Annotated in this window: 13 protein-coding genes; 8 read left to right on the forward strand and 5 right to left on the reverse strand. The window is 49.2% G+C overall.

Annotation, left to right across the window (positions count from 1 at the left end; all coding sequences use genetic code 11):
* Nucleotides 1-552 precede the first annotated feature (552 nt).
* The 4 genes from GEI7407_RS09755 to GEI7407_RS09770 all read left to right on the forward strand — a co-directional run bounded on the left by GEI7407_RS09755 (nucleotide 553) and on the right by GEI7407_RS09770 (nucleotide 3326).
* Nucleotides 553-1230, forward strand: a complete 678-nt coding sequence (locus tag GEI7407_RS09755; RefSeq protein ID WP_150109758.1) for a hypothetical protein — start codon at nucleotides 553-555, stop codon at nucleotides 1228-1230.
* 76 nt (nucleotides 1231-1306) lie between these two features.
* Nucleotides 1307-1723 carry an NAD(+)--rifampin ADP-ribosyltransferase gene (arr, locus tag GEI7407_RS09760; protein WP_015171984.1) on the forward strand — a complete coding sequence of 139 codons (417 nt, stop codon included), beginning with the start codon at nucleotides 1307-1309 and terminating at the stop codon, nucleotides 1721-1723.
* Between the two features lie 94 nt (nucleotides 1724-1817).
* Nucleotides 1818-2615 (forward strand): class III extradiol ring-cleavage dioxygenase, encoded by a 798-nt coding sequence (locus GEI7407_RS09765; RefSeq protein ID WP_015171985.1) that lies wholly within the window; start codon nucleotides 1818-1820, stop codon nucleotides 2613-2615.
* Between the two features lie 240 nt (nucleotides 2616-2855).
* Nucleotides 2856-3326 (forward strand): hypothetical protein, encoded by a 471-nt coding sequence (locus GEI7407_RS09770; RefSeq protein WP_015171986.1) that lies wholly within the window; start codon nucleotides 2856-2858, stop codon nucleotides 3324-3326.
* Nucleotides 3327-3470: 144 nt separating this feature from the next.
* Here GEI7407_RS09770 and GEI7407_RS09775 read toward each other — a convergent pair whose 3' ends face one another.
* The 4 genes from GEI7407_RS09775 to GEI7407_RS09790 form a co-directional block, all read right to left on the reverse strand.
* Entirely contained in the window at nucleotides 3471-4010 is a 540-nt protein-coding gene (locus tag GEI7407_RS09775; RefSeq protein WP_015171987.1) for a DUF1349 domain-containing protein, read from the reverse strand.
* A gap of 83 nt (nucleotides 4011-4093) precedes the next feature.
* Complete coding sequence (locus GEI7407_RS09780; protein ID WP_015171988.1) at nucleotides 4094-4618, reverse strand: DMT family transporter; 525 nt, start codon at nucleotides 4616-4618, stop codon at nucleotides 4094-4096.
* A 6-nt stretch (nucleotides 4619-4624) separates the two neighbouring features.
* Nucleotides 4625-5119 (reverse strand): DMT family transporter, encoded by a 495-nt coding sequence (locus tag GEI7407_RS09785; protein WP_015171989.1) that lies wholly within the window; start codon nucleotides 5117-5119, stop codon nucleotides 4625-4627.
* A gap of 89 nt (nucleotides 5120-5208) precedes the next feature.
* Nucleotides 5209-6111, reverse strand: a complete 903-nt coding sequence (locus GEI7407_RS09790) for an NAD-dependent epimerase/dehydratase family protein (protein ID WP_015171990.1) — start codon at nucleotides 6109-6111, stop codon at nucleotides 5209-5211.
* Between the two features lie 104 nt (nucleotides 6112-6215).
* Here GEI7407_RS09790 and GEI7407_RS09795 point away from each other — a divergent pair, with 104 nt between their 5' ends.
* Together GEI7407_RS09795 and GEI7407_RS09800 are read left to right on the forward strand one after the other, a co-directional pair.
* Nucleotides 6216-6719, forward strand: a complete 504-nt coding sequence (locus tag GEI7407_RS09795) for a MarR family winged helix-turn-helix transcriptional regulator (protein WP_015171991.1) — start codon at nucleotides 6216-6218, stop codon at nucleotides 6717-6719.
* 170 nt (nucleotides 6720-6889) lie between these two features.
* Entirely contained in the window at nucleotides 6890-7162 is a 273-nt protein-coding gene (locus tag GEI7407_RS09800; RefSeq protein WP_015171992.1) for a hypothetical protein, read from the forward strand.
* A gap of 361 nt (nucleotides 7163-7523) precedes the next feature.
* On the opposite strand, the gene GEI7407_RS09805 is transcribed toward GEI7407_RS09800, so the two are convergent.
* Nucleotides 7524-8654 (reverse strand): sodium-dependent bicarbonate transport family permease, encoded by a 1131-nt coding sequence (locus GEI7407_RS09805; protein ID WP_015171993.1) that lies wholly within the window; start codon nucleotides 8652-8654, stop codon nucleotides 7524-7526.
* A 711-nt stretch (nucleotides 8655-9365) separates the two neighbouring features.
* Here GEI7407_RS09805 and GEI7407_RS09810 point away from each other — a divergent pair.
* Nucleotides 9366-9680 (forward strand): P-II family nitrogen regulator, encoded by a 315-nt coding sequence (locus GEI7407_RS09810; RefSeq protein WP_015171994.1) that lies wholly within the window; start codon nucleotides 9366-9368, stop codon nucleotides 9678-9680.
* An 857-nt stretch (nucleotides 9681-10537) separates the two neighbouring features.
* Nucleotides 10538-14926, forward strand: coding sequence for a filamentous hemagglutinin N-terminal domain-containing protein (locus GEI7407_RS09815; protein ID WP_015171995.1), 4389 nt, complete (start codon nucleotides 10538-10540; stop codon nucleotides 14924-14926).
* The last annotated feature ends 141 nt before the right edge of the window (nucleotides 14927-15067 follow it).

A 15067-nucleotide genomic window follows, 5' to 3' on the forward strand; every position in this document is an offset into this window, starting at 1 on the left:
TCAGTCCAGGCATCGTCCGCAAGGCCAGAATGCCAAAGCACCATGCTCCCACAGCAGCAGTCATCAGAAATACTGTCCAGTTATTTTAATCGATCATCTTCTCCTTCCCATATTTAGTCACTGACCTGCCAAATAACATCCCAAAACCTCAGTCTTATTCACAAAATATTCATTTTAATTCTTTCAAGGCTAATTTCACATCGTAGAAGTATCGAATAACATAAAAAATGAAGCATCTAGTTTATCCAGTCTTCAATACATAGATTTACATAATTGAGCACTAAATCTCATCACTTAAGAGAGTTAACACTTGTCAAGACTGACGATACTTCTTAGTTGAACAGGCATTATTATCATTACCAATTGGATTTAATTTTTAGCGAATCTTGAGATACATACTAGGAGCCATCAATAATTTTTTCGAATAGATATTTTTAATTAATTCAAGTTTTTCAATAAAATTCGTTTATCCAATCAGAGTATTGGTTCAAGAAAATAGTCAAGTTAGGCGCAAAATAGTTACAATAACTGTATTCAAATGAGATTAAAGTTATGCGGCAAGAATCTCTGTTGACATTGAAAAATTCTTACGAAACAGCAAGAATGTATTTTATAATGCTGCATCTAGGCAATTTTTATAGCCAATTTTCAAGACATACGGATTTATCGTTGGGTGTTAAAACCTTGCCTATTTTAGCAGATATAGAAAATCCCGAAAACGGATATCATCTTGATAATGGTCTCATTAGTAATTTACTAAGAGACATCTATATCAATTATCAAAAAATTGACACATTTAGCCACTTAATTTTAGTCAACTCGATACGAGGAGTAACAATGTCAATCGTTGAAGCTCTCAAAGAAAAAGAGATAAAAGATTTATTTGTCAAAACTTTCTTTTATGAAAATCAAGACAAGTTTAGTGATTTTCATAAGATTGTTAAATTCATCAGAAATATTCTTTCTCACAACATTAGAGACAGAATGGAAATCAAGAAAGAAGACATTACATACAAGGGAATTGCTATTTTTCAGTATAGCTACGCTGATTTTCCTGTTTCCCTGCCAATTCTTTATCAAATCGACATCAAAGTGGATTTTGACAAACTCCAGGATGGAGATACATACTCAGATGTAATTTCCGATTATCAAACTTTACTGTTCATTGAATTTGTGCATAATTGCCTGTCATTTCTAAAAAATCAACTTCAGATCTCCTCCCCTTTCTAGCAGCCTATCTAGTAATTCGAATACCGACTTAAATTGTTGAACAACAGTGAATCCAAGCATTATGAGAGCCAATTCAATGGCGGCCATCGATGACCTGAGTTCGCAGCAGTTCTACCATGGTACAAAGGCAGACCTGAGGCCAGGGGATCTGATCGAGCCTGGTTATAGCTCCAACTATGGCAAGAGAAAGAAAGCAGCCTACGTCTATCTAACCGCTACCTTGGATGCAGCCACCTGGGGGGCCGAGCTGGCCCTCGGCGAAGGGCCTGGCAGAATCTACACTGTCGAGCCGACTGGACCGATCGAAGATGATCCCAATCTGACGGACAAGAAGTACCCAGGCAATCCGACAAAGTCATATCGCTCCCGGGATCCGCTGCGAGTCACCGGTGAAGTGACAGACTGGAAGGGACACTCCGCCCAAGAGCTTCAGGCAATGAGAGACAACCTTGAGCGGCTTAAGCGGCTCGGCATTGAGGCGATCGAAGACTGAGCTTGATTCGTCTGTCCAATAGAATAGGCGCGATCGCTGAAAGAGCATCGGTTAGCATTTTAGAGTACCTGTAGGAAACCACGGAACGTTTTTTATGACGGCTCAAAAGGGTCAGATTGTCTATTTATCCCATGGAGGAGGTCCTTTGCCACTCCTTGGAGAAGCCAATCATAAAGCGATGATTAATTTTATGTTGCAGCTTCCATCTTTATTGAAGAAGCCAGATGCCATCCTTGTCATCAGTGCCCATTGGGAAGAAAAATTGGCAACATTGCTAGGTGCCCAAAACCCTCCAATGTTTTACGACTATTACGGTTTTCCTAATGAAGCTTATGAAATCACCTACCCAGCTCCAGGAAGTCCCGAGCTTGCCAATAAAATAGCCAGCTTACTGACCCAGAAGAATATACCAGCTCGTATAGATTCTCAGCGGGGATTTGATCATGGCTTATTTGTTCCCCTAAAGCTTATGTTCCCTAAAGCAGACATTCCTGCAATGCAACTTTCGCTATTGCATAACCTTGATTCGAGCGCTCACATAGCCCTTGGCAAAGCATTACGAGGGTTAATAGCTGAGAATATTCTGGTCATTGGATCTGGATTTTCATTCCACAATATGGAAGCATTTTCTTGGCAAGGAATTAATATACCCGATCCTGCCAATGAAGCTTTTCAAAATTGGCTAATTGAAGTGTGTTCTGACACAGTATCTCAGTCTGAGCGGGAGCATCGTCTGGTTGAATGGCAAAAGGCTCCCTCAGCGCGCTACTGCCATCCTCGCGAAGAGCATTTACTGCCTCTTCATGTGTGTGTTGGCATGGCAGAAAAACCGGCTTCAACAATATTTAACGACTATATTCTCGGTAAGCGTTCAGTTGCTTTTTTGTGGTAAAAAATATACGAGTTAGACAAGGTTTGACATTGATTTTACCAATTTGAGTAAACTTCTTGCATTACAGAATCGACTGAGTTGCAAAAGATGAAGCAACGATACAGGATCAGCTCAGTCGACCTCGGCTAATCTCAGCGTGCAGTGAGCCCCAGCTTTAAGATCTAAAGTAATTGTCAAACGCCGATGTGAGCCATTGGTGAATATAGACCCAGACCGTGAACTCACTGGAAGGAGGCATGTATGGTGACGGATGCTGACTTAGAAAAAGAACTCCAGGCAACTCGAGACGCCAACTCTGGAGATTCCCACTACCACTATATGAAAGAAGCGTGGCTGTTAATTGCCTTGCGCCGACAGTCCGAAGGAATAGAACTGGCACAGCAGGCGCAGCGCGTTTGGGCAGTGAACCGGGCGAAACATCCTTCGCCCTATGGCGGCAGTATATATTGGGAGCCTTGGATTGCGGAGGCGGCGATCGCCCTAGCAGAGGGTCACTGGAGCCGCGCTGAAGAATGTGCGCGCAAGGTGCTTGTAGACTTTGAAGAAGAAGGCAACGCCGGAATTTTGTATGAGCTTGCCCTTCAGGCGCAGGGACGACTCCATCCTAATCGGGTCTTGCGCTTCTCTCAGGATGCGGCGCAAGACCTCGCGAATTTCGACTTACACGCCTACGCCTTACAGCGAGCGCGTATGTATGGAGCAACGTTCTAGACACTGAATCTTCTAAGCTGTGAAGCGCGCAAACCCCGCTACCGCAGGCAGCCATTAACCTTTCGGTCACGCACCCTGCTATCCGATAATTCCCTAAAAAGATAATCGGCTCACCATCCTTTTTCCATCCGATCGCGCCAGACGTCAGCTAGTGAGCTTGAGCTGATAGTCTTCAAAAGTGACGAGATATCCATCTCCCTCGGGCGACGCACCCATGAGGCCGACCTGGAGAGCCTCCGACGTCGGAAGGTAGGTCATTCTAAAAGGAATATAGCCGGATGAGGGCTCCCAATAGAATATCTGAATCGTTTCTTGGCGGCGCTCTACTTTCAACCGGAGGGATTCAGGAGCATCAGGCAAAGGAGTCCTTGACCAGTCAGAGTAGACATGGGTCACAACGGCACTTAGATTTTGTACCCCATCGACATACTCGATCCCTGTTTTGATCCAGTGTTTTTCATCGACCCGCAGCATGATACCTGCTTGGTCATAGAGATCTTTGTATTCGCCGCGAATGGTGACCTCCACTGTGAAGTCTGTGGCGATCGCACTGAAGTAAAAGTGTCCGTTATCTCGAATGAAGCCGTAGTGAGTAATGCGCCAAAAATCAGTCTTGGGAGCTGTTTTGACTATTAGTTGCTTGTCTGACCCCGACCATTGGGGAGGCTCATTCAGCCATTGCATCTACTTTCTCCTGAGGTATTCTTCGAAGTCATCCGTTTAATCGGTGGGTACTGATGGCACAGACACAAACACAACTGATCAGGCTAGCGATCGCTCTCCGATCGCGGATCAGGGGGAGAGTCTAGAAGGACTGGAGCGATCGCTGACTTTGTGGGGCGATCGCGATCTAGCTGCGTCAGCGCCACAGCCACCAACAGCAGCACAATCGCGATCGCCCGTGAAGCATTGATCGGGTGAGGCGTGAGGCCAAACCAACCCCATTGATCCACCAGCAGAGACATCGTCATTTGACTGCAAACCACCGCCAGCGTCGTTGTTGTCAGCCCGAGCTGAGGCACAACCAGGGTGTTCAAAGTGACAAAAACCGCTCCCAGCAAGCCACCCAGAAACGCCCACCAAGGCACCAGAGCCAAGCGGCTCAAGTCAACCGAGCCCAGCACACCCAACACCAATAGTAGGGTCAGTGTACTAAATCCGACCATAAAATTGACGGTGGCCGCAGCCACAGGGGACCGGAGCGATCGCCGCAGACGGGCATTCGCCGCTGCACCAATCGACAAGAATCCACCAGCTGAACTCGCCGTCAGCAGCACAATCAATATTTCCATCGGTGATTACCTCGGCTGAACCAGAAAAAAGAGCGCAACGGCCAGTAGACCCACCGCAAACCGGCGATGGGGCGTGAGGCGGTGTTGAGGAATATTTAGCCAACCAAAGTGATCGGTGATGATGCCCATCATCACCTGTCCGCCCACCACCAGCCCCAAAGTCAGCGTAGCGCCCAAGGTATAGGTGAAATAAGTGCTTGAGGAAATGTACCAAGCACCCAAAACACCGCCCGCCCAGCTCCAGGGCGGACTAGACACCAGTCCAGACCAGTTCGGACGCTCAAGGCGATCCGTGAGCAGTACAGCAACCAGCGCCAATGCGCCCACCAAGTAAGAAAGATCAGCAGCCAAAGGAACAGAACCGAGCGATCGCGCTAGCTGAGCATTCAGACTGGCCTGAATCGGTAAGAGCGCACCACTCAGCAGCGCTAGCAGCAAATACAAACAAATCTGACATCGCCAGACCAGCTTGCCCAAACGACTGAATCGGTGAGAAATCATGATTTAGATAATGGATGAAGTCTATGGGTTCGTCTCTCAAAACTCAGTAGACGATTAGAGCGTCGAGACCGACGTCAAGCCGCACACCTCTAAGAGGCGATCGCCGTTAGCAAATACGACCCCTTCGTCAAATCTGCCAACACCGAAGGAGCCCCAGGCGTCCAACGCAGCAAACACTTCGCATAGTCCCCCGAAACTCGCTGGCTAAGCGCCAAAGCATTGGCCAGATCACCCCAGATTTGCCGACCCTCCGCCAAGGACATCAGGTTTAGGCTTGCCCCGACACCAGCCGCATCTCCCGCCGCCAGCGCCACATCCCGCGCAGACACCTGCTCTCCGCTCGCCCCAACTAGCAATGTCCCTGGGGGTGCTTGTTCCATGGCCTTGACGTACAGCGTGGCCAAGTCATCCACATGCACAAACGACCAGATATTCTCACCCGATCCAATCACAGGCACCGCCCCTTGTTCTCGCCCCGCCTGCATCAGCATCGACAGCAGCCCGCCACCATGTCCATAGACCAAAGCTGGACGAATCGCCACCGTTCGCACCCCCCGATCCGCAGCCACCAACACCTCATTTTCGACAGCAGGTCGCCAGGCCACGATCGGGGACGGGTTCAGCGGAAACGCTTCATCAGCCAGAGTTTCACCCGTATCACCCATCACCCAAACTCCGCTGGTATAGACAAAAGGCTTGTGGGTTTCTGCCAGCGCCGCCAAGAGAGTAGCGACGGCTTGGCGATCGACTGTGGCCATCTGAGCATTATTCGTCGCCGCCGTATGAATAATGGCGTCCACCTGAACCGCTGCCCGCTCCAGACTCTCTGCGTCGGTCAAGTTGCCCAGGTGAGGGTGAATCCCGGCTCTCTCTAAGTGCTGGGCCGCAGCTTTGGAGCGGGCAATCCCAACCACTTGATGATGGCTGAGCTGCAAGGCCCTCGCGACGGCGCTGCCAATGTAGCCGGTGGCGCTCGTGAGTAGTACTTTCATCGTTTATCCTTTAGCTTTTGTTCATTTAGCTAAGTATCTTGATATAAAGATAGTTGATATAAAGGTAAATAACAAGAATCTTTATGTCAAGATATAATGACGCCATGAACCAAGACAGAATCGACCACATCCTTGAGCAATGGCAGCAGGAACTGCCTCAGCTAGACGCCTCCGCTTTGGCAGTCGTAGGCCGTGTGTTGCGGATTGCGCGTCTCTTGGAGAAGCAGCGAGAAACCGTGTTGTCAGAGTATGGACTGAGCCTTTGGTCCTTCGATGTACTCGCCACGCTGCGACGCCAAGGGCCGCCCTATCGCCTAAAGCCAACGGATTTGTACGGCCTGCTGATGCTGTCGTCAGGGGCCATGACCAACCGCATCGATCGCCTCGAGCAGGACGGCATCGTAGAGCGCTTGAGGGATCCGGGCGATCGCCGCAGCGTCATGGTACAGCTCACCCCCAAGGGCGTTCAGTTAGCAGATACAGTCGTTCCCGCGCTATTGTCCACCGAACAGGAGTTGCTCTCTCACTTTGCAACACCCGACGAGATAAATACTCTAACTTCCTTGCTCAGGAAGCTTCTAGCTTCTCTTGAAAAGACAGTCAAGTAATAATAGTGGCGGCCTGCAAAATAATTTGCATGCATCTCGATTACAGAAGAATAATCAACGAGAGTCAAGAGGCCATCGGCACTCAATAAAAGCACATTGATTAACCACAACTCACTAAAAAGTATAAAGTCCTATCCAGCGAATCTGACACTCAGTCCATAGGGAGTAACATGCCGCTCTACACCTATATCGTCACGTTCAAAGGCGCCACTTATGTAGCCCAAGACAGCAAGAGCAATTTCAGGGGCTTTATATCAAGCTGGTCTAGCGAAGTGCCCAAGGGAGCATTGCCAGGGCTAACTCCTGCGCTCCAGACAGAATTAGGCAAAAAAGCCTACGTGGGCGAGTTTCAGCCTCTGCCAAACAGGAAGCATGTCTGGTACAAATCCATTGACTTAGATGGTAGCCCGTTGACCGTTTACGCCGTTCAAACCGAGAGATAACTCATTAGATAAAAAAGTCTTCAGAGTGAATAGCATTTCAGTAGTTCGTCTACATGATTTGACCGAAAATCTGAAAGCATGATTATATTCATAGCTTTTAATACATCAAAATTTGAGTGCAGCAGATTAACAAAAATCGCTGAGATGAGATGTCAACATCTCAACCAATACTGGCCCAAATTATTTGATTAGCAATTAATTTTAAAAATTTTTGATTTTATGATGAGGCTTTTATAAATAATCTCCATGGAGTCAAGGATCTCCATGGACTGCGCAGAGCTTTGAGTTGAAAAAGTAAGCCTTGTATGTCGCGTTGGTCTGCCGCATTAGGAAAGCACGGCAGACCAAGACCCATTTGGAATCAGGCGCCCATCAGTGCCTGGGCTAGTCCAATGTAGAGCGGTATTCCTATACCAATGGCAATCGGCGTACCGATCGCCGTAGAGGCACCAATATACGCAGAAGGATTGGCTGACGGGATACCAGCGCGCAGCGTGGGCGGCCCCGAGATATCTGAACTGGAGCAGGCGATCACAGCTAGAATCACAACACCACCAGGGGTGAATCCTGTAGCGTAGTGAGCAATCATGCCAAGACCGAAGGCAATGAACCCATGCAGCAACGGTGCCACCACAGCATATACGGCGTACCACTGGGCCACTTTGCGCAGTTCACCAAGTCTTGACCAAGCCTCCATCCCCATGATCAGCATTAGAATCGAAAGCAGACCACGGAAGAGAGGATCGTAGAAGCTTTCGTAGACACTTTCCGGTCGGGTTAATAAGCCCAGAACGAGTCCAAGCAGCAGCGCCGATAAAGCAGAGCCCTGGAGGCTTTCTTTCACGATAGGCCATATTTCGACCCGATTTCCTCCATCACCACGCTGCATGCTGAGATACTCTTGCCGAGTGGTGGGATACTCCGACGGATTAGAATAATCGCCTGCCGCAACCGGTTGCTTGCTGAAAAACTCTTGCTTATTGAGATCTTCGCTTGCAGCATTGCGCTTCTTGCTGATGTATATGCTGGCCACGACGATCGCAGTCACGAGCGCCGGGATATCCATGAAGGGATAGAGAGCTGCGGCCCAGGGCTCATACGCGACGCCTTGCTCTTCTAAAAGCGTCAGGGCAGCGGCCATCGTAGAGCCACTCACCGCCCCAAATAACCCTGCGGTCGCAATGGCGTCTACCGTTTTGACCTTCGGGAGTTTGGCTAATGTGTAGCGCCCGATGAATACGATCAGAATGCCCATTACCACAGCGAACAGCGCGGGTAATAGCATATCCACCAGATTGGCATTGCGAATCGCAATGCCGCCGCTCAAACCGACTTTGATGAGCAGCATGAAAACGATGAACTTATAGATCGCATCTGGAATTTGCAGTTGGCTACCAAGGGCAGCAATGACCATGCCACCGATTAGAAAGCCAAGGGTCGGGGACTGCAATTGCGCCAGAAAGTCCATCATGAAAAGGGACAAGAAATCCACGGATACCTCCTTCCATCTTTTCCAACAAGGGATTTTGTGACAGGTGAGCTTCACAAAAGCTGCAAAAAGCGAGGGCAAAGCGCGTCACCCCTACAGCGCAGGCGTTAGGAGAGCATCTATCAACCGTGCGTTCAGGGATAGTTGCTTTTCAAACACCGCGAAGTGTCGCTATCTTGCAACCTTTTATATAGACTAAAGTCTATTGAGATTTGAATCTTTACGTGCTTAAGTCTATCCCAAAAGATACTGATTTTTGCGCCTCGGCAACATAAATTTGAAACGCAATATCAAATCCAAACCATAAGCTTTCCCTTTAACTGCTCATTTTTCACATATTTCTGGTTAATACGAATAGCAATTGTAGAGATTCTTCTATGCATCCTTATCTCTACGGTTATCAATAGTTGGCATAGAACAATCCGATCAGCTAAGCCCTGCGCTCTTACAAATCGCGATCAGCTTGGGGATCTTGCCTTGAGTCATATCCATCTCTCAGGACTTAGCCGACGCTCAATTCGATGACTCTACCAGTGAGCAGTCTCGTAGGTATGGCGCTTACCATTCTCACTGCTCTCCCCCAATTGATGTTAGATAGTAACTAAAGGAGTGCATTTGCAAATCCTTGATATAGACTTAAGAACATGGCTAAAAGCAAAATCATAGAGTATTGTCTTTAATTGTTTCGATGGAACGCATCAGGAGGTACACACCATGACCCAACAAGCCAGTAAGCTCGTTATCGTTACGGAAAAGCTACTGCTAAAACAGATCACCAAGATTATCGACAAAGCCGGAGCGACAGGTTACACGGTGGTTTCCGCCGGTGGTAAAGGCAGCCGCAACGTGCGATCGTCGGGACAGCCTAATGTTTCTGACACTTTCTCAAATATCAAGATTGAAGTGCTCACCTCTAATCGGGATATGGCCTTAAAGATTTCAGATGAGGTCGCAGCGCAATTTTTCGCTGATTATTCGGGCATCACCTATATCTGCGATGCAGAGGTTCTGCACGTTCACAAGTTCTAACCCAGAACTTCTAGGTAGTGCAGAACAATCTGGTATCTACCATTTATGACTTCGTCATGATAGGGTTGCTACTCAATCCGAGAGACTCAAGCTTGCTGCAAGTGTCTCAGAGCATAAGTTCTTGGGAAACTTTTCTGAGGCAGTGGAGTGAAGAGATTGTATCTGTCTTCTCTCAAGCTCCAGTTTTATAATACAGATTTGTAGGGTGGGCAGTGCTCACCCTATTATTGTTTAGCCATTTTTTCAAGGATTAGGGCTAGATATACAATGCACAAACTAAAGGTTTATTCATTTAGCCAGACTCTATCTTCTGTTAAGAAAGGTCTTTAGCGATTGTCGAATAGGTCTCTCTCAGGCTTGACTCAGAAGCAGCCTCCTAGAAGCTAAATTGTATGAGCACTTCTATAATTTAAAAATCTAATCGGTAGCAGTCGAATATGTTTACTAATGCAATGATACATATGCATAAAATTTGCGCTGACCTCCTGAGTCTTATTAAAAGATGCGAACAAGTTTGGGGGTTCTGGTTAGAGTGCTTAAAATGCATGCATTAGTTCAACAGGCTATTGAGTCGGGTTATTTGACCCTTGCGGTCGAGGAGCAACTTCGGTGCTTATCGCAGCACCAACGTGATCGAGAGGATATTTGTGCCCTGATGCGCTTGCAGCGAGCAGTCATGGAAGGAGAAGTAGAGCAGGAGTCTCGACGGGCAAGATGTGAGTGGATAGCAAAAAATGTCAGATCTGCTGCGAAGTCCGCCTAGATTTACTAATTATCTCTGTATCCAATAAAACTATACTTACGCACTATACTTGGATTCAGACTGAGCCAATATGTCGCTGCCACGAGGGTGCTTCATGCAATTTATTAACTTCATTGCTTGTCTCAATTCCTTGGGGAAACGGCAGTTCTTCATAGCAGGAATTCTGTGCTTCAGTTTAGTCTTAGATACTAACCAGAAAGCGTTAGCCCAAATTCAACCCGATAATAGTCTAGGCTCTGAAAATTCGGTCGTTAGCCCAACTTTGCAGATTCGCGGGATTCCTGCTGTGCAAATAGAAGGGGGAGCAATCAGAGGGGACAATCTGTTTCACAGCTTTCGAGCGTTCAATATTACCGAAGGAACAGGTGCGTATTTTGCCAATCCGACAGGGGTTTTGAACATTTTCAGCCGGGTGACAGGTAGCGATCCTTCTCGAATTATGGGCGTTTTGGGAGTTTTAGGAGACGCCAACTTATTCTTACTCAATCCTCACGGGATCTTATTTGGGCCACAGGCTCGTTTGGATATCACAGGCTCTCTGTCGGCCAGTACGGGCGATCGCTGGCTGTTTGACAATGGCTATACCTTTAGTGCCAGTAGTTCCCAAGCGTCTCCTCTGCTGACAATCAGCACTCCACTAGGGTTACAGTATGGTTCTGTCGGCTCAGGCAGGATTATGAATGCAGGTACCTTGAGTGTTGGTAAAGATTTAAGCTTTGTTGGTGGAAGTGTCGCGAGCAGTGGACAGCTCAATGCGCCAAATGGCCGCGTGCGAGTAGAGGCGATCGCAGGCGACGCAGAAGTAAGACAACTGCGAGCCCGTTCGGCAATGCTGTCTGCTTCCCAAGATCTCACTCTAGTGGACAGCCAGTTACTCACACAGATTGACCTCAGCCTGCAGGCTGGCAATACCGTCAAAATGCGAGATAGTCCGCAGAACCCTTTACAGATCCAAGCAGGTGGAAAACTGTCAGTCCAGGGGGATCAGGCGATCGATATTTTTGCTCTCAGCCATCCTGAGAGTGGGTTAATGGCTGGGGGAGACTTGGTATTGCGATCGCAGAACCCAGTGGCTGGAGATGCCCACTACTGGGCGGGCGGCAATTTCCGCATTGAGCAGCTAGATGGAACATTAGGAGATCTCTACAGCCCCTATGACCCGATCATTCGGGCTAGTGGTGATGTCAGTCTCAGCGCCTATCAAGGAGTCTCGCTTCACATTTTGGCCGGTGGCCAGGTGAATATTCCCCGTGGTGTTCTTATCACCGGTGCTGATCCTGATATCACTCGGACGATTAACCCATTCAACAATCCTACCTTTCGACTACCGGATGGCACTTTAGTTAACGAAGCCTCCTTTAACCTACCTGATGGTACCCCTATCACCATCAACGGCAGCGCATCTCCAACGCTTGATATTCGAGCAGGAACCCTCGCCACCAATGGGACCGATATTGATTATGGTTCTGGTCCGGCGTTTATTCTGGGTCCACTGCCCAACATTGCGGCTCCTGCAACGGGTGCAGATATCAATATTGGCGACATTGTGATGCAGGCACCCAATGGTGTCATTTTCTTGACTAATCACTACTTCCCCAATCCGCAATTAGGTGGAGGTGATATTAATATCGCGCTGAATACTATTCCAACTCCGCCAATTCCAACGGGAGTAGGTATTACCAGTAATGGAGCTGGTAATAACATTCGTTCATTAACCATTAATGCCCGCCAAGCGATCAACATCAATGCACCGATCGATCTGTCGTCGACTACAGGGGATGCAGGTAATGCCAGACTGCTGGCCAAAACAGGAATTGTCGTAAATCGCGACATTCTCAGCAACTCAGCCGGAACTGGCAAGGCAGGCACTCTTGATTTTCAAGCTCCTGCGGTCACGATTCAGAATGGCGCTAGAGTAGCGGCTGACACGACTGGTCCGGGTAATGCAGGGGCGATCGCCATTCGTAATGCCAATCAGGTAACCATCCGAGATGGTGCAAATGTTTCGGTAAATACCTTCGGGGAAGGGCTAGGCGGGAGAATTACCGTTGATGCGCGACAGCTAGATTTGCAGAATACAGGGCAGCTTTCGGCAATTACGGGAAATCCGGCTCTACCATCCAATAGCGGAGCTGGTGGAGCTATCGAGCTGAATGTGAGCGATCGCGTCACCCTAGATCGAGGGTTCATCTTTACCAGCAGCAACAGTCTTGGTCGTGCTGGAGATTTAACGGTCAACACTCCCCAATTTACAGCCCAGGGAGGTTCGCTGATTTCGGCTTCTAGCCTGCGCTCGGGGCAAGCTGGAACGATCACCCTCAATGCGCCCAATGGCTCTGTTGAGTTTATTGGTAACAACCGCTCTGAAATCGCTCCCGGTAATGTTGTGGTGCCAACGACTCTCTCTCTCGGCGCTTTTGGCAATGGAGCAGCGGGCAGTTTAGCCATCACAACAGGGCAACTGACCATTCGAGACGGTGCGCAGGTTTATGGCTCGGTTGGTGCGGGTAGTCCGAGGGGTGGGTTTGCCGCAGATGTCGTCGTGACTGCTAGCGACTCAGTCCGAGTTGCAGGAACAACCCCCGACGGGACTCTCTCTAGCCAGCTATCTGCGGATACGTTTGGCAGCGCTAATGCAGGGATTTTGACCATCAATACCCCGCGTTTGTCCGTGCTAGGTGGGGGGCAAATCTCTGCTGGAACAACTGGCTCTGGGGAAGCAGGACGATTAACCGTTCAGTCTCAACAGGTGCAAGTCAGCGGACAATCCAACGGGGGTACCCCCAGCCGCATCACCTTTGACTCTTTTGGATCTGGCGACGCTGGCGGGTTGACTATCCAAACCTCGCAGCTCCAGGTAACCCAAGGTGGAAAAATCTCTGCCAGAGCTGGAGGAACAGGTCAGGGCGGCGTGATTGATGTGATGGCGCTAGGGGGATTGGTGCAAGTAGATGGGGTGGGCAGCGGGCTGTTTTTTGATAGTCAAGGAACTGGAAATGCCCGAGGCATCAAAATCACCACAGGAGATTTGCAAATTCGCAACGGCGGAGAAGTAACGGTCAGCAGTAGCGGCACAGGAAACGCCGGAGATATCCAAGTCGAGTCAGCTTCCGTGGCGATCGCCGATGGAGGCCAGTTAACCGCCACCATTGATGCAGGCCGGGGCGGCAATATTGGCGTGAGAGCAGAAGACTTTTTGCTCACCCGTGGTGGACAGCTAAGCGTCAGCAGCAAGATAACTGGCAATGCAGGCAATATCCAAATTGCCGCTGATACGATTCAGGTGACTGATAAAGCGCAGCTGACTGCCAGCATTAACTCCGGGCAGGGCGGAAATGTCTCGCTTGATTCTAGAACTCTGACCCTGAGTAATGACGCTCTCATCAGCGTCAGCGGAGCAGAGTCTGGCACGGCTGGAGACGTTGCGGTCAGAGCACAGCAGGCAACGGTGACCCAAGGAGGCAACCTGAGCGCCACGATTCGGTCTGGGAGTGGTGGCAATATCAGTCTGGACGTTGAAGAGCTGAATGTTTCTGACAATGGGCAAATCAGCGTCAGCAGCAGCGAGCTGGGAAATGCCGGAAATATTCGAGTCAACTCAGGGAAAGTCGCGATCGCCAATGGCGGCAGCCTCAACGCCACGATTAACTCGGGTCAAGGCGGCAATATCTCTGTGATCACTGGAGAGCTGACTCTAGCCAATCGTGGGCAGATTAGCGTTAGCAGTAATGGCTCTGGAGATGCTGGCAATATCCAGGTGCAAGCAGACAATATTTTCATGGCCGACGGTGCTCGGATAATTGCCACGATCAATTCGGGTCAAGGGGGCAATATTTCTCTCATCGCTAAAGACTCGATTCGGCTGCGGCGGGACAGCGATATCCGCACTAATGCTTTAGGTAGTGGAAATGGAGGCAATCTATTTTTGGAGGCGGGCGGGCTCATCTTTGCTGTCCTCTCTGAGGATAGCGATATTATTGCGAATGCCCCTGAGGGCCGCGGGGGAGACATTACGGCACGCGCTGCGGGAATTTTTACCTTTAATAATTTTCAGGGTGAGGAAACGCCGTTGAGTGACTTTTTGAATTATGGACAGCAGAATGGAGCCCTAAACGTCGATACCCAAAATCCCCAGCCGGTTCCCCCGTTAGACGATCGCCTCGTTGGCCCAGATATCACACCCGCTTGTGCTCCTAACCCAGCGATTTCTAGCAGTACGACAGGGGTAGCTCAGTTTTATCAAGCTGGTCAAGGGGGCGTGAATCCTGGTCCAGGCAATACGGTCGGAAGTGGTGGGGTGCAGGTTCCGTGGGGCAACATTGGTGCAGAATCTGATGATGCAAGCTTTGGGGCGACAGAGGCGCAGCTGAGCGCGATCGGGGCCGCAACGGACTGGCGAAGAAACGCCAAGGGAGAGATGGTGCTGGTTGGTCCCCGCTCTGGCAGCGTACTTTCATTTTGCCAATCGGGTCGTCGTTTATGATGCCGTTCAATCGAGAAGGGTTCCAGCCTGATGAGCGCTGGACTCAAGTTTGCTGCTGGACTGTTGGCTTGAGCAGCGTGGGGTTGGGGTGGCTGTTTCTACCGTCTGTTGCTAAAGCGACGGATGGGATAGATGTTTCAG

It is taken from the genome of Geitlerinema sp. PCC 7407 (assembly GCF_000317045.1).
Taxonomy (GTDB): Bacteria; Cyanobacteriota; Cyanobacteriia; order PCC-7407; family PCC-7407; genus PCC-7407.